This is a genomic window from Streptomyces sp. NPDC057486, assembly GCF_042802415.1.
GTDB lineage: Bacteria > Actinomycetota > Actinomycetes > Streptomycetales > Streptomycetaceae > Streptomyces > Streptomyces yanii.
Window position 1 is genome coordinate 47,066 of the sequence record NZ_JBHVEE010000016.1, and the last position, 21,521, is coordinate 68,586.

Below are 21,521 nucleotides of genomic sequence, written 5' to 3' on the forward strand. Positions count from 1 at the left end.
GTTTCCTGGAGCGTGTCATGTTTCTCAGCGTTGCCACTGTCCTGCGTGAGTCGGCCCGCAGGTACCCCGAGCGCGTCGCGGTGGTCGACTCGGGTGCGCGGATCACCTACCGGGACCTGTGGGCGCAGGCACTGAGCTGCGCGGGGGCGCTGCGCGAGTCCGGGGTACGGCCGGGCGACCGGGTGGCGGTGCTGCTGCCCAATGCGGTGGAGTTCCTGTACGCGTACTACGGGGCGCTCGCCGCCGGTGCGACGGTCGTGCCCGTGCATGCGCTGCTGGTCGCCGACGAGGTGGCGTACGTGCTGCGGCACAGCGGTTCCGTGGCCCTGATCAGCGACGGTCCGCTGTGGCCGGTGGCCGAGGAGGGGGCGCGCGCCGCGGGCGTACGGGCGGTGCACGGTGTACCGACGGGTGGCACACCGCTGCCCGCGCCGGAGCCCGTCGCGCCGGACGACACCGCGGCGATCCTCTACACCAGCGGAACGACCGGCCGGCCCAAGGGAGCCCGGCTGACGCACCTCAACATCGTCATGAACGCGTCCGTGATCGCCACCGACCTGCTGGGCACGGGCGTCGACGACGTGATCCTGGGCTGTCTGCCCCTGTTCCACAGCTACGGGCAGACCTGCGCGATGAACGCGACGCTGCGGGCCGGGGCGACGCTCGTCCTGATGCGGCGGTTCAGCGGTGCGGGCGCGCTGGAACTGCTGGCCGCCGAGAACGTCACGGTCTTCATGGGAGTACCCACGATGTACCACGCGCTCGTCGAGGCCGCGGCGCAGCACGGGACCGGGCCGAACATCGCCCTGCGGGCCGCGGTTTCGGGCGGCGCCGCACTCCCCGTAGCTGTGCTCGAACGCTTCGAGAAGACGTTCTCGACCCAGGTCCTGGAGGGCTACGGGCTGACCGAGACGTCCCCCGCCGCCACGTTCAACCAGCCACAGACCGGCCGCCGGCCCGGCACGGTCGGGCACCCCGTCTGGGGTGTCGAGGTCGGTGTCGCGGACGCGGCGGTCGACGACAGGGTGCGACTGCTGCCGGACGGCGAGACCGGCGAGATCGTGGTGCGCGGACACAATGTGTTCGCGGGCTATCTCGACGACCCCGAGGCGACGGCGGCGGCGATGGTGGACGGCTGGTTCCGCACCGGGGATCTCGGAGTGCGGGACGCGGACGGCTTCCTGTCGATCGTCGACCGGAAGAAGGAACTGGTCATCCGGGGCGGGTTCAACGTCTATCCGCGCGAGGTCGAAGAGGTGCTCGTCCGGCATCCGGCGGTCTCCGAGGTGGCGGTGATCGGAGTGCCGGACGAGAAGCGCGGCGAGGAGATCTGCGCGGTCGTCGTGGTGCGCACGGACGCCGGCCCGGTGACGGCGGACGAACTCATCGCCTGGTCCCGGGAGCGGCTCGGCCGTCACAAGTACCCGCGGATCGTCCGGTTCACCGAGACGCTGCCGCTCGGCCCCACCGGCAAGGTCCTCAAGCGGGCCCTGACCGCCTCGTCCTGATCGCGTCCCGCCCGCCCGGAGGCAGAATCCGCCATCACCGCCCCCGCACGCCCAGGACCGCACCCGCAGCCCGCACCGGACCCGGTGAACACCTCTCCGTCACCGAGAAGTTGAGCTTCGTCGCCCGACGGCCCGGTGGACTCTCCGGGGGGCGGGGTGCGGTACCGGCCCCGTACGGCCTGGTCCAGGTGGATGCGGCACCGGAGCGGGTACGTATCGACTCACCGGTCGAGGTGGACGTGCCCCGACGGGTCCGTCACCCGTCATCCGGCCGGAGCTTCGGCCGTCGCCCTGTCCCTCTCCGCAGTCCCGACCACCACCCCGTCGGCGAAACCGCCACCGCCGCGCCGCAGAAGGGCTGAAGCCACCTCATGACTGCCGCACCTCCCCCGATAGCCGGGACATCTCCGCTGGTCAGTACGGTCCACGGCGTGGTGCGCGGTGCGCTCGAACAGGGCGTCGCCGTCTTCCGCGGCATCCCGTACGCGGCCGCTCCGGTCGGTCCGCGCCGCTTCCGGGCGCCGGAGCCGCCGGAGCGCTGGGACGGCGTGCGGGAGGCGGTGGCGTTCGGGCCCACCGCCCCCAAGCGGCCCTACTCCCCTCCGCTGGACGAGTTGCTGCCCGACCCCGAAGTGCCGGGCGACGACTGCCTCAACCTCAATGTGTGGACGCCGTCCCCCGCCCGGGCCGGGCTGCCCGTGCTCGTCTGGATCCACGGCGGTTCGCTGCTGCACGGTTCGTCGGCCGTGGAGCTGTACGACGGGGCGGCGTTCGCCCGTGACGGCGTGGTGCTCGTGTCGGTCAACTACCGTCTCGGTATCGAAGGGTTCGGCGTCTTCCCCGACGCCCCCGCCAATCGCGGTCTGCTCGATCAGTTGGCGGCCCTGGAGTGGGTGCGGCAGAACATCGCGGCGTTCGGCGGCGATCCGCGGCAGGTCACGGTGTGCGGCGAGTCGGCAGGCGCGATCTCCATCGGGGCGCTGCTCGCCGCGCCGCGCTCACAGGGACTGTTCCGGCGGGCGGTGCTGCAGAGCGGTGCGCCGGCCGCGCTCTCCCCGGAGGCCGGCCGGGGTACCACGGAGCTGATCGCGAAGCGGCTGGGCGTCGCTGCGACGGCCGAGGCTCTGGCCGCGGTCGACCCGGCCGGACTGCTGGCTGCGCAGACCGAGGTGACGGGCGGCGGCACCCCGCTGACCGGCGGGAACTCCTTCCAGATCGTGGTGGACGGCGATCTGCTGCCCCACGACCCTGCCGAGGCCCTGCGCGAGGGTGCTGCCGCCGGGATCGATCTGCTGATGGGGACGAACACCGAGGAGTACCGGCTCTGGTTCGTCCCCAGCGGGCTGACCGAACGGTTGAGCCGCTTCACACTCCGTCTGGCGCTGCTGAAGTTCAAGGTGCCGGGCGCCACGGCGCGTACGTACCGTGCGAACCGCCCCGGGGCCACTCCTGGTGAACTGCTCGGTGCGCTCGCCACCGATCTTCTGCTGCGCGTGCCTCTGAACCGGCTGGCGGACGCCCGCAGCGGCAGTTCCGGCCGTACCTTCCTGTACGAGTTCGGCTGGCGGACGCCGGTACGACAGCTCGGTGCCTGTCACGCACTGGAGATCGGCTTCGTCTTCGACACCCTCGACCGGCCCGAGGCCATGGCCCTGACCGGCGAGAACGCCCCGCAGGAGCTGGCCGACGCGATGCATGCGGCCTGGGTGCGGTTCGCCGCGACCGGCGACCCCGGCTGGCCGTCCTGGGACGCGTCCCGCCCGGTGATGGTCTTCGGCCCCGGTGCGCCCACTGTGGTGCACGCCCCGCGCAACGACGAACTGCGCGGCTGGGCGCCTTACCGGAAGGAGAGGCCGTAGGGTCCCCACGGGCCCGGCGGCGTGCGCAAGGAGCGGCCCCGGCTGATCCGCGGCTGCCCGAGGGTGCTGCGGCTACCGCGGGCCGGACAGGTGCGTGACCGGTTCCGCTCCGTTGCCGCTCCGGCGCAAGCCGTCCGCCCGGAGGGTGGGGCGGCCGGTGGTCCGGCGGCCCCCGGCCGGGCGGGGCCGGGGGTCCTTCCGGCGATCAGCCCTTGTTCTGGGCAGCCCAGAACTCGTCGAAGGTGAGGAGACCGTCACCGTTCGTGTCGTGGGAGTTGATGACGGCCTGGGCCACCGGCTCGGTGACGTAGGGGTCACCCAGCTGAGCCATCACGCTCTTGTACTCGGCGGCCGAAATCAGACCGTCGCCGTTCAGGTCGTACCGCTCGAACGCCTTGCGCGCCGACTCGATGTCCGCCACTGTTCCGCCCCTTCGTAATGCCTAACTGACGGAGGTCAGATTAACGGGCGCGAGGGGCACCGATTGCGGCGGCCGGTCGTCGATCATGGGTGGGTGTCCGCGGACGGCGGACAGGACCGGGAACCCGGGAGGGGAACACATCATGACCGACGCACTGGCCCAGATCCTGACGGCTGCCGCACACGGGCGGTTCCCGCCGCCGGACGGCTCCACGACCGTGGTGGCACAGCCGAACGCACGGGACGCCGGGGTGCTGGCCTTCACCGCGCACTCGGTGGTGTTCACCGACGAGGATCCGGACTGGGTGAGGGCCACGCTGGCCGGCACCCCGGGCGACGCGCTCGCCGCGACGATGAACCCGCACTTCCTGGGCGCGTTGCTGGCCCGTACCGGCCGGCACATGAACACCATCGATCTGCTGACCGTCGCGAGCGCGCTGCCGGGCGAGCCGGGGATCGGGCTCCGGGAGATCGAGGACCCGGAACACCCGCGCGTGGCGCGGGCGATGAAGTTCCGCGACGAGGTCCGGGTCTGGGCGGCCGACGGCGGGGTGCTGATCCTCGGCCGTGGGGTCGCCGGCCGCTGGGAGACGGCGATCGAGGTGGCGGAGGAGGCGCGCGGCCGCCGCCTCGGGGAGCACCTGGCGCGGGCGGCCCGGCACCTGGTGCCCGACGAGGTGGTGTGGGCGCAGCAGTCGCCGGGGAACGCCCGCAGTGTGCGGACGTTCCAGGCGGCGGGCTACCGTCCGGTGGGCTCGGAGGCGCTGCTGGTCGCGGGCTGAGTCACGGACTCTGCGGTGGGTCAGCGGAAGACGCCGGTGTGGCCGAGCGAGTAGCGGCCCGGCTGCGGGTAGACGGCGAGTCCGTGCGGTCCGCTGCCCACCGGGATCCGGGCGAGCTGCTTTCCGGTGGCCGTGTCGATCGCGTACACCTCGGCGTTGTAACGCCCCGACAGCCAGAGGACCTTGCCGTCCGGTGAGACACCGCCCATGTCCGGGCTGCCGCCGTTCGGCAGGCGCCACTTCTTCGTCAGCTTGTTCCGTGCGAAGTCGAAGACGGAGATGGTCCCTTCGCCGCGGTTGGAGACGTACATCACCTTGGAGTCCCGGCTGATGTAGAGCCCGTGGGCCCCCTTGCCGGTGGGCAGCAGCTTCGGGGTGGTGAACTTCTTCCCGTCCAGCACCCACATGCCGTTCGCGATCATGTCCGCGATGTAGAACGTACTGCCGTCCGGCGACAGCTTCACGTCCTGGGGCATGGCGCCCTTGAACGGCAGCTTCTGCTGGCCGATGATCTTCATCTTCGCCGTGTCGACCTTGAGGAGTTCGCCGGAGAACTCGCAGGAGACGATGAAGTACCGGCCGTCCATGGAGAAGTCGGCGTGGTTGACGCCCGAGCAGTCGACCGGAACGGTCTTGGCCGTCTTCATGGTGTGGGCATCGCGGAAGACCAGCTCGCGGTCCATCGAGGCCATCACGACGGCGTACTTGCCGTCCGGCGTGAAGTACAGGTTGTACGGGTCGGAGACGGGGACCGGCTTTCCGGGCTTCCCGGTGGCGGGGTCGATGGGCGTGAGACTGTCGCCGAGGTCGTTGTTCACCCAGAGCGTCTTCAGGTCCCAGGACGGGACGACGTGCTGCGGCTGGTGTCCGACCGGGATGGTCTTGATGACCTTGTACGTCTTCGGGTCGATCACCGACACCGTGTTGGAGTTGGTGTTGGGTACGTAGATCCGTGCCGGGAAGCCCTTGACGGCCGGCGACATATTTCCTGGCCGGTCGGCCGCGTACACGTCCTTGGGATCGAGTACCGGCGGCATCCCGGCGAGCCCGGGCGACGTGACGCGTCCGGGGACGGCCTGCTCCGGTGTGGCATTCCCCGGGACGGGGCGGGGTGCGGCGGCCTCGGTGCCGGCGGCCTCGGGCGCCCCCTTCTCGGCCGGACTGCCACAGCCCGTGAGAACGGCGATGAGGATGCCACCGAGCAGGGCCGCGGTGCGCGTGGTGGTGAGCATCAGGTCAGCAGCTCCGTGGTCGTCACCGCGCGCAGTCCGCGGCGGTCGATTTCGGTGAGGAGGACCGGCAGTGCGGCGACCGTGTCCGCGTAGCCGAAATGCAGGCTCACCACCGATCCGTTGCGGATCTCCCCGGCGACCTTGCGGGTGACGGCCGTGGCGCCGGGAGAGGTGAAGTCGAGGGAGTCCACGTCGTACGAGAGGACGTGCGGGTAGCCCGCCCGGTGGGCGAGGCGCTGGACGAGCGGGGTGGCGTACTGGGCGCGCGAGGGCCGGAACCAGGTGCCGATGGAGCCGGTGAGCCGGCGCAGCCGTTGGGCGCAGCCGGTGATCTCCGCGTATGCCTCGGACTCGCCCATCGCCGAGATGTCGGCGTGGTGCTGGGTGTGATTGCCGAGGTCATGGCCGCCGTCGAGGATCCGGCGGGCCATGTCGGGGTGCTCGTCGAGCCAGCTGCCGACGGCGAGGACGGTGATCCGGGCGTGGGCCCGTTCCGCCTCGGCGAGCACGGTCCGGGCGATGGCGGGGTCGCCCTGGCCGTGAAAGGTGAGGGCGACGCGGGCGCGGTTACGGGGCCCGTGGTCGATCTGGACCGGCTGCCCGGGGAAGCGGTGCGGGGCGGGTGCGGGGTGCGTGGCCGTGGGCTTCGCACCCCCGGGTGTCGTCGCGGGGGTGGTGGCCGGGGTCTTCGCCGAGGTGTGGAGAGCGCCGCCTTCGTCCGAACATCCCGCCGCAAGGACGCCGGCCAGGGCTGCCCCTGCACCCGCACGCAGTGTGCTGCGGCGGTGGACCGGCGTCTCGGAGGCCTTCATGGGCAGAACAGTAGGTGCGAAATGTCAGAAAACTAACAATCGCCCACATTCGCACTCCTTCCCGAGTCACGAAGGAAGTGCCGCCAATGGCTCGATTACTCGATGATTCACCCGTCGAATCACATAATCATTCACTCATTGCCAGGCCAGTGACCCATCACACCTACGATTCACTAGCGAAGAGTCACGATCTGACCATATTTATCCGATTAGCCCCTTTGGATCCTGGGTCGCCCATCTGCCATAGTCGGTTCCACGACCCCCATTGACCCGGGCCAGGTCGTCCAGAGCGGCCGTGAACACACCCCCCATTTCACGGCCCCCACACAGAAGCCCCCGCAGCGCCGCACCACGGCCGACCGGGGGCTTCTGTGCGTCGTGCCGGGTGTCGTCACAGAGGGCGCAGGGGCGGGGCCGGATCGGCTCAGCGGTCGGAGATCCGCATCTCGAACCAGGTGGTCTTGCCGCGCGGCAGAAGATCCACTCCCCAGCGGTCGGAGAGTTTGTCGACGAGAAAGAGCCCGCGGCCGCTGATGTCCATCTCCTGGACCGGCATGAGGCACGGCAGCCCGCGCGAGGGATCGCGCACCTCGATCCGGATCCAGCCGCGACGGCGCAGCAGCCGCAGCCCGAAAATGCGCGCACCTGTGTGCCGTACCGCATTGCCGACGAGTTCCGAGACGAGCAGAACGGCATGCTCGGCGGTCTGCGGGGAAAGCGCCCACTGACGCAGCACCACGCAGGAGGTGAGCCGCCGGGCGGTGGCCGCGGACTCCGGACGGGAGGGCAGCCGGACTTCTTCCTCCGCCGGATTTCCGAACAACTCCAGCGCCTTGAACGCCTGTTCGTCCTCGACAGCCGGCATCCAGCGTGCCGCAGTCGCGCCGCCGCGTTGCCGCGGCTGTTCCACACCCTCCAGGCCCGCCATGTCCACCATCATGGCCGCACAGCGGGCACTCCGGGGCCGTTCCGAGGGAATCCCTACCCCGGAATGGGACATTCCGTAGTGGTCGTCAGGCATATGCCAGCGGCAGAATGCGACGCTCGATACCGCCGCTGGCCTGCGCGTATACCCCGTCCGCGCGGGGTTGCCGGGGTCATCCGAGCGCTGAGCCTCAAGGTTCCCTCAAGGCTCAGCCAATCCGCTCGCACGGATGAATCCGCGGCAGTCTGTACCCAACTGGCATTCGGTCAGAGGAACTTGGCTTTGCCCGGACCCTCTTCGACAAAACTGCGCATACCGCGCTCACGGTCCTCGGTGGCGAACAGACCGGCGAACCAATTGCGCTCGATCGTGAGACCGGTGTCGATGTCCGTCTCCAGCCCCGCGTCGACCGACTCCTTCGCCGCGCGCAGCGCGAGAGCCGGCCCCTTGGCCAGCCGGGCTGCCCAGGCGTGCGCCTGCTCGTACACCTCGGCCGCGGGCACCACCCGGTCCACCAGGCCGATCGCCAGCGCCTCTTCGGCCTTCACGTGACGGCCCGTGAAGATCAGGTCCTTGGCCTTGGACGGGCCGACGAGCCGGGCCAGTCGCTGGGTGCCGCCCGCGCCGGGAATCAGGCCGAGCAGGATCTCGGGCTGGCCCAGCTTGGCGTTGTCGGCGGCGATCCGGAAGTCGGCACAGAGCGCCAGCTCGCAGCCGCCACCGAGCGCGTAACCGGTGACGGCGGCGACGACAGGCTTGGGGATGCGGGCCACCGCGGTGAAGGAGTCCTGCAACGCCTTGGACCGCACGACCATCGCCGTGTGGTCCATCGCCTGCATCTCCTTGATGTCCGCGCCCGCCGCGAACACCTTCTCACCGCCGTAGAGGACGACGGCGCGCACGTCGTCGCGCCGCGTCGCCTCCTCGGCGAGTTCACGCAGCCGGTCCTGGGTGGCGACGTCCAGGGCGTTCATGGGCGGACGGTCCAGCCGGATCGTGCCGACGCCGTCGCTTGCTTCGAGGGTTACGGTCATGAGAGGCAGGTTAACCGCCGCTAACGACGGCGGGCCCGGTGCTGTTGGTCACAGCACCGGACCCGCCGTCATGTCGCGCTTCGCGAACTACTTGGTCCACTCCGCCCAGGCCATGTTCCAGCCGTTGAGGCCGTTGTCCGGCTGGATGGTCTTGTCGTGGGATTTCTTCACGATCACGACGTCGCCGATGAGCGAGTTGTCGAAGAACCAGGCAGCCGGGGTCTTCTTGCTCCACGCGCCGCGCACGTCCTGCAGACCGACGCAGCCGTGGCTGGTGTTGGTCGAACCGAAGACATAGGGCGCGCCCCAGTAGTTCCCGTGGATGAAGGTGCCCGACGTGGACAGACGCATCGCGTGCGGCACGTCCTTGATGTCGTACTCGCCGCCGAAGCCGACGGTGTCACCGTTCATCCGGGTCACCTTGAGCTTCTCGCTGATGACCATCTGACCGTTGTACGTGGTGGTCGCAGCGGCGCCCGCGGAGATCGGGATGTTCTTGATCTGCTTGCCGTCACGGACGACCTTCATCCGGTGCGTGCTCGCGTCGACATGGCTGACCTGGCTGCGGCCGATGGTGAACGAGACCGTCTTGGCCTGCTTGCCGTAGACCCCCGGGCGTCCCTCGACGCCGTCGAGGTTGAGCTTCACGGTCACCTTCGTGCCCGCGGCCCAGTACTTCTCCGGGCGGAAGTCCAGGCGGTCGTTGCCGAACCAGTGGCCCTCGACCTGTACCGCCGGCTCCGCCGTCACCTCGATGGCCTTCTCGACCGCTTCGGGGTCGGTGATACCGCGGGTGAAGTGGATCGAGACCGGCATGCCGACGCCGACCGTGGAACCGTCCTCCGGCGTGTACTGCCCGATGAAGGTGTTCTTCGGGACCAGCGTGGTGAACGTGGTGTCCTTGGCCGACTCACGGCCCTTGGCGTCCTTGGCGATCGCGTGGACCGTGTACTTCGTCGCCGCGGCCAGGTGCTGTTCGGGCTCCCAGCTCGCGCCGTCCGCCGCGATCTTGCCCTCGACCTCGACTCCCTTGGGGTCCGCGACCTCGACCGTGGTCAGCTTGCCCTGCTCGGCGGAGATCTTCAGCGCCCCGCTGGTGGCGACCGAGTCGGCACCGTCCTTGGGCGCGACGGTCACCACCGCCTGTGAGGCGGTCGTGTCCGCGCTCCTGCCGCCGCTCTTCCCACCCTTGTTCCCGGCGTCGGTGTCTCCCCCGCCGCACGCCGTCACCAGCAACAGCAGCGCACCCAGTACCAGGGCCGGCAGTTTGGTGGTCCCCCGACCACGCCGTCCGTTGTCCGCCCCGGCCGATGTCCCCGATATCGGCTGCCCGTTCAATGTGGTCGTCTCCCCTCACACGGCCTGGCCCCGCCATGGCCCCGGGAGCCTGCAGGCTCCTACCCCCGCGCGCTGCACATGCGCGCTAGCGAAAGGAAATCACACGGACCTTTGAGAGATCCCCCCAAGGATGTCACCGTTCAGTCCCAAGTTGTCCCAGGACTCCACCAGGTGACGCCTGGTAGGGACGCGATGGCGCCCGCCGGCCCGTCCCGGTTCGGAACACCCTCGGGCGGTCCCGGGGAGCTTCGGCGCGGACGCGCTTCAACGGACCGCGGAGGCCGCCTTCCACCGGGTCCGGTTCAGGTTCCGTCCGTCGAGCCCGTTGTCGGGCGCCACATGCCTGTCCTTCCGTTGTCAGGTCAACCGGTCGGTACGAACGGCGCGGCCAGTACGGCGAGCGGTCCCGCCCATGTCAGCGCGGTGACCGTGCTCGCCCCTGCCTTCCTCGCGTTGTGGTTCACGCCCTGCAACGACCAGGGCCGGCCGGGGGAAACGTGAGTGCGGGCCCCGCTGTGGGCAGAACAGAGGGAAGGACCACATTCGGGGAGCCGCGGCCGGGACGCCGTGCGCTCCTCTTCGGCGCCGGGTCCGATGAGCCGCGGGAGGCTGAGAGGTGTCGAGCGCAGCCGAGCAGGAGGCAGTGCGGGAGTCGGTCGGGAAGGTTCTGGAGCGGACGTCGAAGGAGGCGGGGGCAGAGGCGGGGACCGGCCCGCTGGAAAAGCGGGCTCTCGACGGCGGGCAGCGGCCTCCGGCCGTGTGGCCCGGTGCGCCGATGCCGCTCGGAGCCCGTTTCCGGGTGGGCCCGGACGGGGTGGCGGGCACCAACTTCGCGCTCTGGGCGGGCGGGGCCGAGGCGGTCGAACTCTGTCTCTTCGACGAGGAGGGGGGCGAGACACGCCTCCCGCTGACCGAGCTGACCCATGAGATCTGGCACGGTTTCGTGCCGGATGTACAGCCGGGTCAGCGGTACGGCTACCGGGTGCACGGCCGCTGGGACCCTTGGACGGGTGCCCGCTGGAACCCGGCGAAACTGCTGCTCGATCCGTACGCACGTGCGGTGGACGGCTCGTTCACCCTCCCGGCCGAGGTCTACGGCCATGTGCGGGACTGGCCGCAGCAACAGATCGCCGACACCGTCCGGGACGAACGGGACTCCGCTCCGTACGTACCGAAGGGTGTCGTCGTCCACGACGACGACGACTGGGCGGAGGACCGGCGCCCCAAGACCCCGTGGGCCGACTCCGTCATCTACGAACTGCATGTCCGTGGATTCACCAAGCGGCACCCGGAGATCCCGGAGGAACTCCGGGGCACATACGCCGGACTCGCCCACCCGGCGGCCATCGGCCATCTGACGCGGCTCGGCGTGACGGCGGTGGAGCTGCTGCCGGTGCATCAGTTCGCCCACGAGGACCACCTGCTGCGGCGCGGACTCCACAACTACTGGGGATACAACTCCATCGGCTACTTCGCCCCGCACGCGGACTACTCGGCGAGCGGTACGGGAGGCCAGCAGGTCGGCGAGTTCAAGCGGATGGTGCGGGCGCTGCACGACGCCGGGATCGAGGTCATCCTCGACGTGGTCTACAACCACACGGCGGAGGCGAGTGAGCTGGGTCCGATGCTGTCGCTGCGCGGCATCGACAACCGCGGCTACTACCGGCTCCAGTCCGACGCCCGGAGATACACCGACTACACCGGCTGCGGAAACACCCTGCATGTGGTGCAGCCGCATGTGCTGCGACTGATCACCGACTCGCTGCGGTACTGGGTCACCGAGATGGGCGTCGACGGCTTCCGCTTCGATCTGGCGGCGGCGCTGGCCCGCTCGATGCACGACGTCGACATGCTGTCCCCGTTCCTCGCGGTGATCGCCCAGGACCCGGTGCTGCGCCGGGTGAAGCTCATCGCGGAGCCATGGGACGTCGGCAACGGCGGCTACCAGGTCGGCGCCTTTCCTCCGCTGTGGACGGAGTGGAACGACCGCTACCGCGATGCCGTACGGGACTTCTGGCGCGGGGCCCTGCCCGACGTACGGGACCTCGGCTACCGGCTGACCGGTTCCAGCGATCTGTACGCGTGGGGCGGCCGCCGCCCGTACGCATCGGTCAACTTCATCACCGCGCACGACGGCTTCACGCTGCGCGATCTGGTCAGCTACGAGCAGAAGCACAACGAGGCCAACGGCGAGGGCAACCGGGACGGTACGTCGGACAACCGGGCCTGGAACTGCGGCACCGAGGGCGAGACCGACGACCCCGGGATCAACGCGCTGCGCCGCCGCCAGCTGCGCAATCTGCTCACCACCCTGCTGCTGTCGACCGGGGTGCCGATGCTGGTCGCGGGCGACGAGATGGGCCGGACGCAGGGCGGCAACAACAACGCCTACTGCCAGGACAACGAGATCGGCTGGCTGGACTGGTCGCTGCTCGACCAGCCGCAGTGGCGGGAACTGACCGAGCTGACGGCGCGGCTGCTCGCGCTGCGCCACACCCATCCGGTCCTGCGCCGCCGCGCCTTCTTCTCCGGCCGGCCGCAGGCCGCGGACGGGCTGCGGGACCTCGCGTGGTTCACCCGGCAGGGGACGGAGATGACGGAGGAGGACTGGTACGCACCGGCCGCGACCGTCGGGCTCTATCTCTCCGGGCGTGACATCCCGGGCCGGGATGCGCGCGGCGAACAGGTCACGGACGACAGCTTCCTGGCGATCCTGCACGCCGCCGACCGCCCGAGCAGCTTCCGGCTTCCCGGTCCGCCGTGGGCGCAGGCGTACGAACTGGTGCTGGACACCTCGCGGGAGGACCAGTCCACCGCTCCGGGGACCGTGCACCGCGGCTCCGAGGTGCTGACGGTGCCGGGAAGGGCTGTGGTGCTGCTGCGCGTCAGGGAGTGATGCGGAACAGGGCGGACGGCCGGCTCAGCCGAGGATGCCGCGCTCGTAGGCGGTCGCGACGGCCGCGGCGCGGTCCTTGGCGCCCAGTTTCGCGAAGATGTGCGTGAGATGGCTCTTCACCGTTGCCTCGCTGATGAACAGTTCGGCGGCGATCTCCCGGTTCGAGGTCCCCTTGGCGACCAGTTCGAGCACCTCGCGCTCCCGCGCGGACAGCGCCTCGTGACCCGCGGCGGCGGGGCTGCGTACCCGCGCGAGGAGCCGGGAGGCGACCGCGGGCGACAGTACGGTGCGTCCATCGGCGGCGGCGCGCACGGCGGTGAACAGCTCTTCGCGGGGCGCGTCCTTGAGCAGATATCCGGTCGCGCCCGCCTCGATCGCGGGCAGGGTGTCGGAGTCGGTGTCGTACGTGGTGAGGACGAGCACCTTGGAACGTGCGCCGCGCCGGGTGAGCTCGGCGATCGCGGCGACCCCGCCCCCGCCGGGCATCCGCAGGTCCATCAGGACGACGTCGGGGTCGAGCCGGGTGGCCAGATCGACTCCCGCGACGCCATCGGCCGCCTCGCCGAGCACCTCGAAGCCGGGGGCCGGTTCGAACATGCCGCGCAGACCGTCCCGTACGACGGGGTGGTCGTCGACGACGATGAGGGTGATGGTGCGTGCGGTCTCGTCAGCCATGGCGGTACCACCGTACGCCCTGGTCATTGATGAGGCACGAGGGGGACGCGGGCCGAGACGGCCGCTCCGTTGCCCGGTTCCGACTCCACCACGACGGCGCCCGCGATCCGTTCGGCGCGGGCGCGCATGCCGCTGAGACCGAAACCGTCCGTTCCCCGGTACGGCGGCAGGGCCACCGGATCGAAGCCGCAGCCGTCGTCCCGCACGTCCAGGGTGACTTCGTCGCCCATGAAGGAGAGCGTGACGCCGACCCGGGAGGCCCCGGAGTGGCGTCCCGCATTGGCGAGGGCCTCCTCCGCGATCCGCAGCAGCGTGGCCCCGACCTCGTCGTGCAGCGGTTCGGCGGTGCCGGTCACCGTGAACTCCGCTCGTACGCCGACCCGTTCCGCCCAGCTCGCGACCGTCTTCTCGAGAGCTTCGGGCAGATCGTCGTGGGCCAGTGCGGCGGGGACCAGATTACGCACGGACCGGCGTGCCTCGCCGAGGCTGTGGCGGGCGAGCGCGGCAGCGCGGTCGAAGTGCTCGCGGGCCAGCGCCGGGTCGGAATCGGCGGTGGAGGTGACCGCCTGGAGCTGGGCGATGATGCCGGTCAGCCCCTGGGCGATGGTGTCGTGGATCTCCGCGGCCAGCCGGCTCCGCTCGTCGGCGACGCCCGCCTCGCGGGCCTGGACGAGGAGTTGGGCGTGCAGGCCCGCGTTCTCCGCCAGGGCCTGTTCGAGACGGGCGTTGGCGGACTCCAGTTCGGCGATGGTGTCGATCTGGGTGCGGGCGTGCTCTGCCTGCCGGGTGTCGAGCTGTGCGAAGACGAGGACGAGGGTGCTGTGCAGGGCGAGGAGGATGCCGAAGGCCGTCCAGTTCGTGAGCGTGTCCGGCGGGAAACCGCTGCCGCACTGGGAGCCCGCCATGGTGACGGCGGTGGCCAGCATCCCGACGCGTGCGGCCCGCTTGGGGAGGAGCCGCGCCGCGTCGAAGTAGCCGAGGAGCGCGAACATGGAGAAGAACGGGTTGCACCAGGTCAGCACGAAGGCGACGACCGTGCGTACGGCGAAGTAGAACTGCGCGGCCCGCGACCGCCCGGCAGACCGGTCCCGGCTCCGGCGCCGGCCCCACCCGAGCTGGAGCACCAGCGCCACTGGGACCAGCACCCCGGCCACGTACGTCCCGGTACGGCTCATGATGAGGTCGGCGGACATCGCCGAGACGACGGTGGCCAGCCCGAGCAGACCGTACGGCCCGTACCGGAAGAACTGTTCCCACCCCTGCTCGGCCGTGGTGACCGCTGCGGCATCCCCGCCGGTGCGCCCCGTTCCCATGGGGGCAGTCTGCCCCGGACCGGCCGGAAGCGTCACTCCCACTTGAACCAGCGGGCGGCCGCGGCAGCCGGCAGGACCGTCCACAGGGCCATCACCCCCAGATGCGTCCAGCCCGGCCAGCCGCCGGAGGCCGCCCGGTCCAGCGCCTGGGAGGCCGCGCCGAAGGGAGTGCACTCGACGATCCGGCGGAGCACATCGGGCATCGCCTGGACCGGTAGCCAGACCCCCGCGGTGAACATCATCACGAGGTAGACGACCGAGCTGACGGCGGCGGAGACCTTGGTGGTCCGGGAGAGCGCGCTGACCATGGCGCCGAGGGCGAGGACGCTCGCGGTCGCCAGAAGCAGGGCGAGCAGGTAGCCGGCGGGCTGACCGGGCAGCCGTACGTCGAAGGCGATCCGGCCGACGGTCAGAGCCAGCACGGCCGAGCCCAGGGCGGCGGCGCCGTGCAAGGCGATCTGCGCGGTGAGCAGGGCGGACGGACGTACCGGAGTGGTCGACATACGGCGCAGGATGCCCCGCTCGCGATAGCCGGCAAGGACGGGCGGCATGGCCTGGAGCCCGGACATGATCATGGCGAGCAGTACGGCCACCGGCACATACAGGTCGATGACACGGCGGCCGCCGAGGCCGTCGTCGGCTTCCCGGTAGGACGGGACCAGACCGAGGATCGTCAGCAGGACGGTCGGGAAGACGAGGATCCAGAAGAGGCTGCCGGGCTCGCGGAGGAAGAGCCGGGCCTCGCAGGTGAGGACGGCCAGGGAGGGGGCCGAAGCAGAAGAGGGGGCGGTGGGGGCCGCAGGGTTCGATGCGAGAGGTGTGGTCATCTCAGGCCGCCTGTTCCGTGTCTGCTGCTTCTGTCCGTGTCTCGGTGAGGTCGAGGAAGGCGTCGTCCAAGGTCGCTTCGGAGACGCGCAGTTGATGTGCGGTGATGCGGCGCCGGGCCAGCAGCGAGATCACCGCGTTGACGGTCTCGTCGGTGCCGTTGATGACGATCCGGCCGCCCTTCTGCTCGACCGATGCCGCTGCGGGGAGCGCCGCCAGATCGTCGGGGGCGAGCGGTTGCGAGGGAGCGAAGGAGATGACGGTGGAACTGCCGGCCTTGCGGATCAGGCCGGACGGGGTGTCGAGGGCGACGACCCGCCCCTTGTCGATCACGGCGATCCGGTCGCAGAGCCGCTGGGCCTCCTCCATGAAGTGGGTGACGAGGAGGACGGTCACACCGCTGTCGCGCACCTCTTCGATCAGTTGCCAGGTATCACGGCGGGCCCGCGGATCGAGTCCGGTGGTCAGCTCGTCGAGCACCACGGCCCGCGGGTTGCCGATCAGCGCGAGGGCAATGGACAGCCGCTGCTTCTGACCGCCCGACAGCTTGGCGAACCGGGTGGTGAGGCTGGTGTGCAGACCGAGACGTTCGGCCAGGGACCGCCAGTCGGCGGGGTCCTGATGGAAGGCGCTGTACAGCTCCAGTGCCTCGCGGACCGTGAGCTTGGCCTGCAGTTCGCTCTCCTGGAGCTGGGCGCCGAGCAGGCGCGTCACCCGGTCGTGGTCGGCGACGGGGTCGAGTCCGGCAACCCGGACCGTACCGGCGTCGGGGATCCGCAGCCCCTCGACGCATTCGACGGTCGTGGTCTTGCCCGCGCCGTTGGGGCCGAGAATCCCGAAGATCTCCCCCTCGTCGACGGCGAACGTCACGCCGTCCACCACGGTGCGCCCGGCGTAGGCCTTGTGCACCGCGTTCACTTCGATGATTGCCATGGGTGCGAGGATCCCGTCGGGCGGCCCCGCGCGGCATCGGCCATCACGCTCGGAAAGACATCCGCCGATCGGTTGACTCCGTGGTACGACCGGGCAGCCTCGGGCCATTGGGGGCGAGATGTCGACAGAGCGACGAAAACCAGATGAGCGATGTCAGAGGTGAACCGTAGGCTCGCCCCTGATGCCCGAAACACATGTAGAGCCCAAGGACCGGTCCGCCGCGCGCTCCCTGCTGCGGTTGTGGCCTTACGTGAAGCCTGTACGTATCCGCCTGTTCGGAGCGGCAGCCGTGGCGATCGTCGCCTCCTGCCTCGGCCTGGTGATACCCCTCGTACTGAAGTGGATCGTGGACGGCCCGGTCGCGCACCGTGATCCGGGCGGAGTCTGGCTCGGTGCCCTGTACCTGTTGGTGCTGGGCATCGCCGAGGCACTGCTCTTCGGGCTGCGGCGATGGCTGGTGGCGCGGCCGCTGGCGGGCGTCGAGGCTTCGATGCGGGCCGACCTGTACCGGCATCTGCAACGGCTGCCGGTGGCCTTCCACGACCGCTGGCCGTCCGGACAGCTGCTGTCGCGCGGAACCACGGACCTGATGCTGCTGCGCATGTTCCTGGCATTCCCGCTGACGTTTCTCCTGGTCAACGCCACCACCATCCTGGCGGGTTTCATCATTTTGCTGGTGCAGCAGTGGACGCTGGGCCTGGTGCTGCTCGTACCGGTCGTGCCGCTGGTGATTCTCTGCTCCGTCTTCGAGACGAAGTTCGCGGTGGTGGCGCGCAAGGCCCAGGACCAGGTCGGCGATCTGACGACGGTCGTCGAGGAGAGCGTCCTCGGCATCCGGATCATCAAGGGCTTCGGGAGGCACCGGAGCCAGGCCCTGGCCTTCCGCGGCCTCTCGCAGCGACTGCGCGGCACCGAACTCGACAAGGCCCGGCTGCTGGCCGGCATCTGGGCCTTCATCACCACGATCCCGGAGCTGGCGATCGGCGCGGCGTTGGTTCTCGGCACGATCCAGGTCGCCGACGGAGATCTCTCGGCGGGCACGCTGGTGGCGTTCCTGTCGACCGCTCTCGCGCTGCGCTGGCCGGTCGAGTCGATCGGTTTCCTTCTGGCGATGAGTCAGGAGTCGGCGACGGCGACCGAGCGGTTCTTCGAGGTGATGGATGTGGCGGAGGAACGCGAGACCACCGGGGAGTCCTCCCCGTCGAACTCGCAGCAGCACGCGGACGGCGGAATGGTCTTCGAAGGGGTCGAGTTCCGCTACCCCGACGCGGAGCCGGGCTCCGCACCCGTGCTGACCCGGATCGATCTGCGGATCCGCCCCGGCGAGACGATGGCCCTGGTCGGGGCCACCGGATCGGGAAAGACGACGCTCACCGCCCTCGTCCCGAGGCTGCACGACGCCACCGCCGGGCGGATCACGCTGGACGGCACCGACATCACCGCCCTGCGGCGCGAACAGCTGCGTGAGCTCGTGTCCGTGGCGTTCGAGGAGCCGACGCTCTTCTCGGCGAGCGTCGGGGAGAACGTTCTCATGGGCGCCGACGGCGCCGGCGAGGAAGAGCTGCGGCGGGCGCTCTCGATCGCCCAGGCCGACTTCGTCTACGACCTGCCGGAAGGCATCCACACCCAGGTCGGCGAGCAGGGGCTCAGTCTCTCCGGAGGCCAGCGGCAGCGCCTCGCACTGGCTCGCGCCGTCGTCGGGCAGCCGCGCTTCCTGGTGCTCGACGATCCGCTCTCCGCCCTGGACGTGCATACGGAGACGCTGGTGGAGGCCGCCCTGCGGCGCGTGCTCGAGTCGACCACCGCCATCGTGGTCGCCCACCGGCCGTCCACCGTGATGCTCGCGGACCGGGTGGCGCTGCTGTCCGAGGGCCGGATCAGCGCCGTGGGCACCCACCAGGAACTGCTGCGCAGCAACGCCGAGTACGCCTGGCTGATGTCCGGCGCCGGGGACACACCCGAATTCCTGTCCACCGACGGCATGCCTGCCATGGTCGTCCCTGCCGAGAAGGACAGCACCCGATGACCGACGCAACGACCGGACGCCCCGCGGGAGCGGGCGGCAGCGACGAGAAGAACGAGCACCTGAGCGGCACCGACGCAACCACCGGCACTGCAGAGGCGGCCAGGGGTACGGACACGGACACCCTGACCCGTGACCGGCCGGCAACAGGACCGGACGGCACCGCACGGAAGCCGCCGCAGGCCGCGCCCGAGCCCGGCTCCGCATCCGGCGCCCAGGACCCCTTCGACCAGGACGACCTGCCCACTCCGCGCGGCGCGACCCGCGCCCTGCTGCTTTCCCTGCTCGGCCCGCTCAGGGGCAGGGTGGTGGTGGCCGCGCTGTTCCTGCTGATCCAGCAGGCCGCGGTCCAGGTGGGCCCGCTGCTCGTCGCCTACGCCATCGACAGTGGCGTACCCGCGCTCCGCGACAAGGACTACGGACCGCTGATCGCCGTGGCCATCGGTTACGCGCTCTGTTCGGCCGGCGCGGGGAGCATGCAGTACGCGTTCATCCAGGCCTCTGCCCGGATCAACCAGGACGTGCTGCTCGATCTCCGGGGGCGGATCTTCCGTCACGCGCAGGCACTGAGCGTGGACTTCCATGAGCGCTACACCTCGGGTCGGCTGATCTCCCGGTCCACCACGGATGTGGAGTCGCTGCGGGAGCTGCTCAGCGAGGGGCTGCAGGAACTGATCGGCGTCGTGCTCTCCTTCATCTCCATCTCGTTGTTGCTGCTGTGGCTGGACCTCGGGCTCGGAACGGTCGCCGTCCTCTCGTTCGTACCGCTGTATCTGCTGGTGCGGCTCTACCAGCGACGCGCCGGGGTGATCTACGCCGCCCGGTCGACAGCGATCGCATCGGTCATCGTGAAGTTCGCGGAGACGATCAACGGGATCCGTCCCGTCCAGGCGTTCCGTCGCGAGCGCATCAACGACACAGAATTCGAGCGGCTGAACCAGCGGCACTGCCGGACGAACGGCGACGCACTGCTGGAGATGGCGCGCTACGTGGTCGGCTCCAGGCTGGTCGCCAACACGGCGGTCGCCGGGATGGTGCTGTGGGGTGCGTACCGAGTCGCCTCAGGGACGCTCGCGCTCGGCGTGCTTGCCGCAGCCGTGCTCTACCTGCGACGGCTGTACGACCCGATCGACCGGCTCGGCATGTTCCTCAACTCCTACCAGTCGGCAGCGGCTTCGCTGGAGAAGATCGCGGGACTGCTGGCCCAGACGCCCACCGTCCCCGAGACGACGAACCCGCGGGAGCTGCCTGCCCGCACGGGTGAGCACCCGGGGCGGGAGGTCTCCTTCGACTCGGTGAGATTCGCCTACCGCACGGGCGGCGAAGTGCTGCCCCGCTTCGATCTGACGATCCCTGCGGGGCAGACCGTGGCCGTGGTCGGCTCGACAGGAGCCGGGAAGTCGACGCTCGCCAAGCTGCTGGCCCGGTTCTACGACCCGACCGACGGCCGGGTGCTGCTGGACGGGACGGACCTGCGTGATCTGGCCACGCCCGAACTGCGGCGCGGTGTCGTGATGGTGACCCAGGAGGCGTTTCTCTTCTCGGGGACGGTCGCCGAGAACATCGCCATCGGCCGTCCAGAGGCCTCTCGCGAGGAGATCGAGCGGGCCGCGAAGGCGATCGGCGCGCACGACTTCATCAGCGGACTGCCCGACGGGTACGACACGGATGTCCGCAAGAGGGGCGGGCGGATCTCGGCGGGCCAGCGCCAGCTGGTCGCCTTCGCCCGCGCCCTGCTCGCGGACCCAGCGGTCCTGATCCTCGACGAAGCGACGAGCTCCCTCGACATCCCCGGCGAGCGCGCCGTGCAACAGGCCATGGACACGGTGTTGCACGGCCGCACCGCGGTCGTGATCGCCCACCGGCTGTCGACCGTGGAGATCGCGGACCGGGTACTGGTCATGGAGCACGGCCGGATCGTTGAGGACGGCTCCCCGTCCGAACTCATCGGCGGTACCGGCCGGTTCGCCGGACTCCACCGCGCCTGGCGGGAAAGCCTGGCCTGACCCGCTTCCCGGCGACAACCACTGACGTCGGCCAACCACGCGGGGCGGACGACCTGCCGGTGCGGGCGGTGCCGCGCACCGGCTCGGGAGCGGTGGGCCAGGTGCCGTTGCAGGCCGGACCCCGCCCCGTCGCGCTGCCATGTCGTCACCTCGGCCCCAGGAACAGCACGTGTTCCCGGGGCCGTCCGCGCCTCGGCCAGGAGCTCCCTGTGTTGCCGGGCGTGGTCCGGGTCACCGTGCGGATCACCGCACGCTCTGCCACCGATCGAGGACTTCGCACGGCGCTCGCCGCCGTCGGTGTGGAGCCGTGCCGCTGAAGTCGCGTACGGCCGGGGGTACTCGCCCGAGGCCCGCGTGGACCGCCCGGCGATCTCGGCAAGTTCGGCGACTCGCCCCGGCCCGCGCGGTGCCGGCCGTCCCTCACACGCCGGTCCTCACACGCCGGTCCTCAAGGGAGCCAACTCCCTTCTGAACCCGGGGCCCGCACGGCACGCAGAGCGAGCCACCGCGAGCCGCCTCCTCCCTCCTCCTTACCCTTGCCCTTCTTGCCCTTCTTGCCCTTCTTGCCCTTGCGAACCGAGCGGAAGCCGCCGCGGGCGACCGCGTCGCCCGACGCTTTACCTGGTCTTTGCTGCACGACAAGGGCTGACCCATTCAGAACGAGCCACAATTCAAGACACTTCCGGCCGGTGACCACGACCCCGCGCCGAACGCTCCGTTCGAGCACGATGTGTTCGAGCTCGACCCGGACCCGCTCGTCGAAATCGGCCGCTCCGGACCATGGGCACCCTCCCGGTAACGATCGGCGAAACGTCCGCTTAACGAACATGACCTTCCTGGCAGCGGACGAATTCCGGCCAACTTGTTGACGCGGTCCTGACAGGAACGTCCATCTGCTGACACTCTTCCCCCGTTCCGCGTACCGCCTGCCCTGCCCGGT

General features: G+C 70.2%; 16 protein-coding genes. 6 read left to right on the top strand and 10 right to left on the bottom strand.

What is annotated here, in order from left to right:
* Nucleotides 1-17: 17 nt before the first annotated feature.
* Together ACFU6I_RS10755 and ACFU6I_RS10760 are read left to right on the top strand one after the other, a co-directional pair.
* Nucleotides 18-1,508, top strand: a complete 1,491-nt coding sequence (locus ACFU6I_RS10755) for a long-chain fatty acid--CoA ligase (protein ID WP_384363789.1) — start codon at nucleotides 18-20, stop codon at nucleotides 1,506-1,508.
* A 371-nt stretch (nucleotides 1,509-1,879) separates the two neighbouring features.
* Complete coding sequence (locus ACFU6I_RS10760; RefSeq protein ID WP_384363791.1) at nucleotides 1,880-3,367, top strand: carboxylesterase/lipase family protein; 1,488 nt, start codon at nucleotides 1,880-1,882, stop codon at nucleotides 3,365-3,367.
* A 205-nt stretch (nucleotides 3,368-3,572) separates the two neighbouring features.
* Here ACFU6I_RS10760 and ACFU6I_RS10765 read toward each other — a convergent pair whose 3' ends face one another.
* The gene (locus ACFU6I_RS10765; RefSeq protein ID WP_037690105.1) at nucleotides 3,573-3,788 is read right to left on the bottom strand and encodes an EF-hand domain-containing protein; all 216 of its coding nucleotides are present in this window, start codon (nucleotides 3,786-3,788) and stop codon (nucleotides 3,573-3,575) included.
* 142 nt (nucleotides 3,789-3,930) lie between these two features.
* Between ACFU6I_RS10765 and ACFU6I_RS10770 the strand changes: the two genes are divergently transcribed.
* Nucleotides 3,931-4,569: a GNAT family N-acetyltransferase gene (locus tag ACFU6I_RS10770; RefSeq protein WP_384363793.1), complete on the top strand. Its 639-nt coding sequence runs from the start codon at nucleotides 3,931-3,933 to the stop codon at nucleotides 4,567-4,569.
* Nucleotides 4,570-4,589: 20 nt separating this feature from the next.
* Here ACFU6I_RS10770 and ACFU6I_RS10775 read toward each other — a convergent pair whose 3' ends face one another.
* The 5 genes from ACFU6I_RS10775 to ACFU6I_RS10795 all read right to left on the bottom strand — a co-directional run bounded on the left by ACFU6I_RS10775 (nucleotide 4,590) and on the right by ACFU6I_RS10795 (nucleotide 9,910).
* Nucleotides 4,590-5,801: a beta-propeller fold lactonase family protein gene (locus ACFU6I_RS10775; protein WP_384363795.1), complete on the bottom strand. Its 1,212-nt coding sequence runs from the start codon at nucleotides 5,799-5,801 to the stop codon at nucleotides 4,590-4,592.
* Nucleotides 5,801-6,613: a polysaccharide deacetylase family protein gene (locus ACFU6I_RS10780; protein ID WP_384363797.1), complete on the bottom strand. Its 813-nt coding sequence runs from the start codon at nucleotides 6,611-6,613 to the stop codon at nucleotides 5,801-5,803. Before ACFU6I_RS10780 ends, ACFU6I_RS10775 begins: the two co-directional genes overlap by 1 nt.
* 424 nt (nucleotides 6,614-7,037) lie before the next feature.
* The gene (locus tag ACFU6I_RS10785; RefSeq protein ID WP_384363799.1) at nucleotides 7,038-7,553 is read right to left on the bottom strand and encodes an ATP-binding protein; all 516 of its coding nucleotides are present in this window, start codon (nucleotides 7,551-7,553) and stop codon (nucleotides 7,038-7,040) included.
* A 251-nt stretch (nucleotides 7,554-7,804) separates the two neighbouring features.
* A complete protein-coding gene (locus tag ACFU6I_RS10790; RefSeq protein WP_266981313.1) occupies nucleotides 7,805-8,572 on the bottom strand; it encodes an enoyl-CoA hydratase/isomerase family protein in 768 nt (255 codons plus the stop codon).
* 87 nt (nucleotides 8,573-8,659) lie between these two features.
* Nucleotides 8,660-9,910, bottom strand: a complete 1,251-nt coding sequence (locus ACFU6I_RS10795) for an Ig-like domain-containing protein (RefSeq protein WP_384363801.1) — start codon at nucleotides 9,908-9,910, stop codon at nucleotides 8,660-8,662.
* A gap of 616 nt (nucleotides 9,911-10,526) precedes the next feature.
* Between ACFU6I_RS10795 and glgX the strand changes: the two genes are divergently transcribed.
* The gene (gene glgX, locus ACFU6I_RS10800; RefSeq protein ID WP_384363803.1) at nucleotides 10,527-12,806 is read left to right on the top strand and encodes a glycogen debranching protein GlgX; all 2,280 of its coding nucleotides are present in this window, start codon (nucleotides 10,527-10,529) and stop codon (nucleotides 12,804-12,806) included.
* A 24-nt stretch (nucleotides 12,807-12,830) separates the two neighbouring features.
* Here glgX and ACFU6I_RS10805 read toward each other — a convergent pair whose 3' ends face one another.
* The 4 genes from ACFU6I_RS10805 to ACFU6I_RS10820 are packed head-to-tail and all read right to left on the bottom strand — an operon-like array spanning nucleotide 12,831 to nucleotide 16,552.
* Nucleotides 12,831-13,481 (bottom strand): response regulator, encoded by a 651-nt coding sequence (locus ACFU6I_RS10805; protein WP_384363805.1) that lies wholly within the window; start codon nucleotides 13,479-13,481, stop codon nucleotides 12,831-12,833.
* A 23-nt stretch (nucleotides 13,482-13,504) separates the two neighbouring features.
* On the bottom strand, nucleotides 13,505-14,794 hold the full coding sequence (locus ACFU6I_RS10810; protein ID WP_384363807.1) for a sensor histidine kinase: 1,290 nt from the start codon (nucleotides 14,792-14,794) through the stop codon (nucleotides 13,505-13,507).
* Between the two features lie 32 nt (nucleotides 14,795-14,826).
* Entirely contained in the window at nucleotides 14,827-15,621 is a 795-nt protein-coding gene (locus tag ACFU6I_RS10815) for an ABC transporter permease (RefSeq protein WP_384363809.1), read from the bottom strand.
* A 1-nt stretch (nucleotide 15,622) separates the two neighbouring features.
* A complete protein-coding gene (locus ACFU6I_RS10820) occupies nucleotides 15,623-16,552 on the bottom strand; it encodes an ABC transporter ATP-binding protein (protein WP_384363811.1) in 930 nt (309 codons plus the stop codon).
* Nucleotides 16,553-16,733: 181 nt separating this feature from the next.
* Here ACFU6I_RS10820 and ACFU6I_RS10825 point away from each other — a divergent pair, with 181 nt between their 5' ends.
* Together ACFU6I_RS10825 and ACFU6I_RS10830 are read left to right on the top strand one after the other, a co-directional pair.
* The gene (locus ACFU6I_RS10825) at nucleotides 16,734-18,578 is read left to right on the top strand and encodes an ABC transporter ATP-binding protein (protein WP_384363813.1); all 1,845 of its coding nucleotides are present in this window, start codon (nucleotides 16,734-16,736) and stop codon (nucleotides 18,576-18,578) included.
* The gene (locus tag ACFU6I_RS10830; protein ID WP_384363816.1) at nucleotides 18,575-20,581 is read left to right on the top strand and encodes an ABC transporter ATP-binding protein; all 2,007 of its coding nucleotides are present in this window, start codon (nucleotides 18,575-18,577) and stop codon (nucleotides 20,579-20,581) included. The genes ACFU6I_RS10825 and ACFU6I_RS10830 overlap by 4 nt, the downstream gene beginning before the upstream one ends.
* Nucleotides 20,582-21,521: the final 940 nt, after the last annotated feature.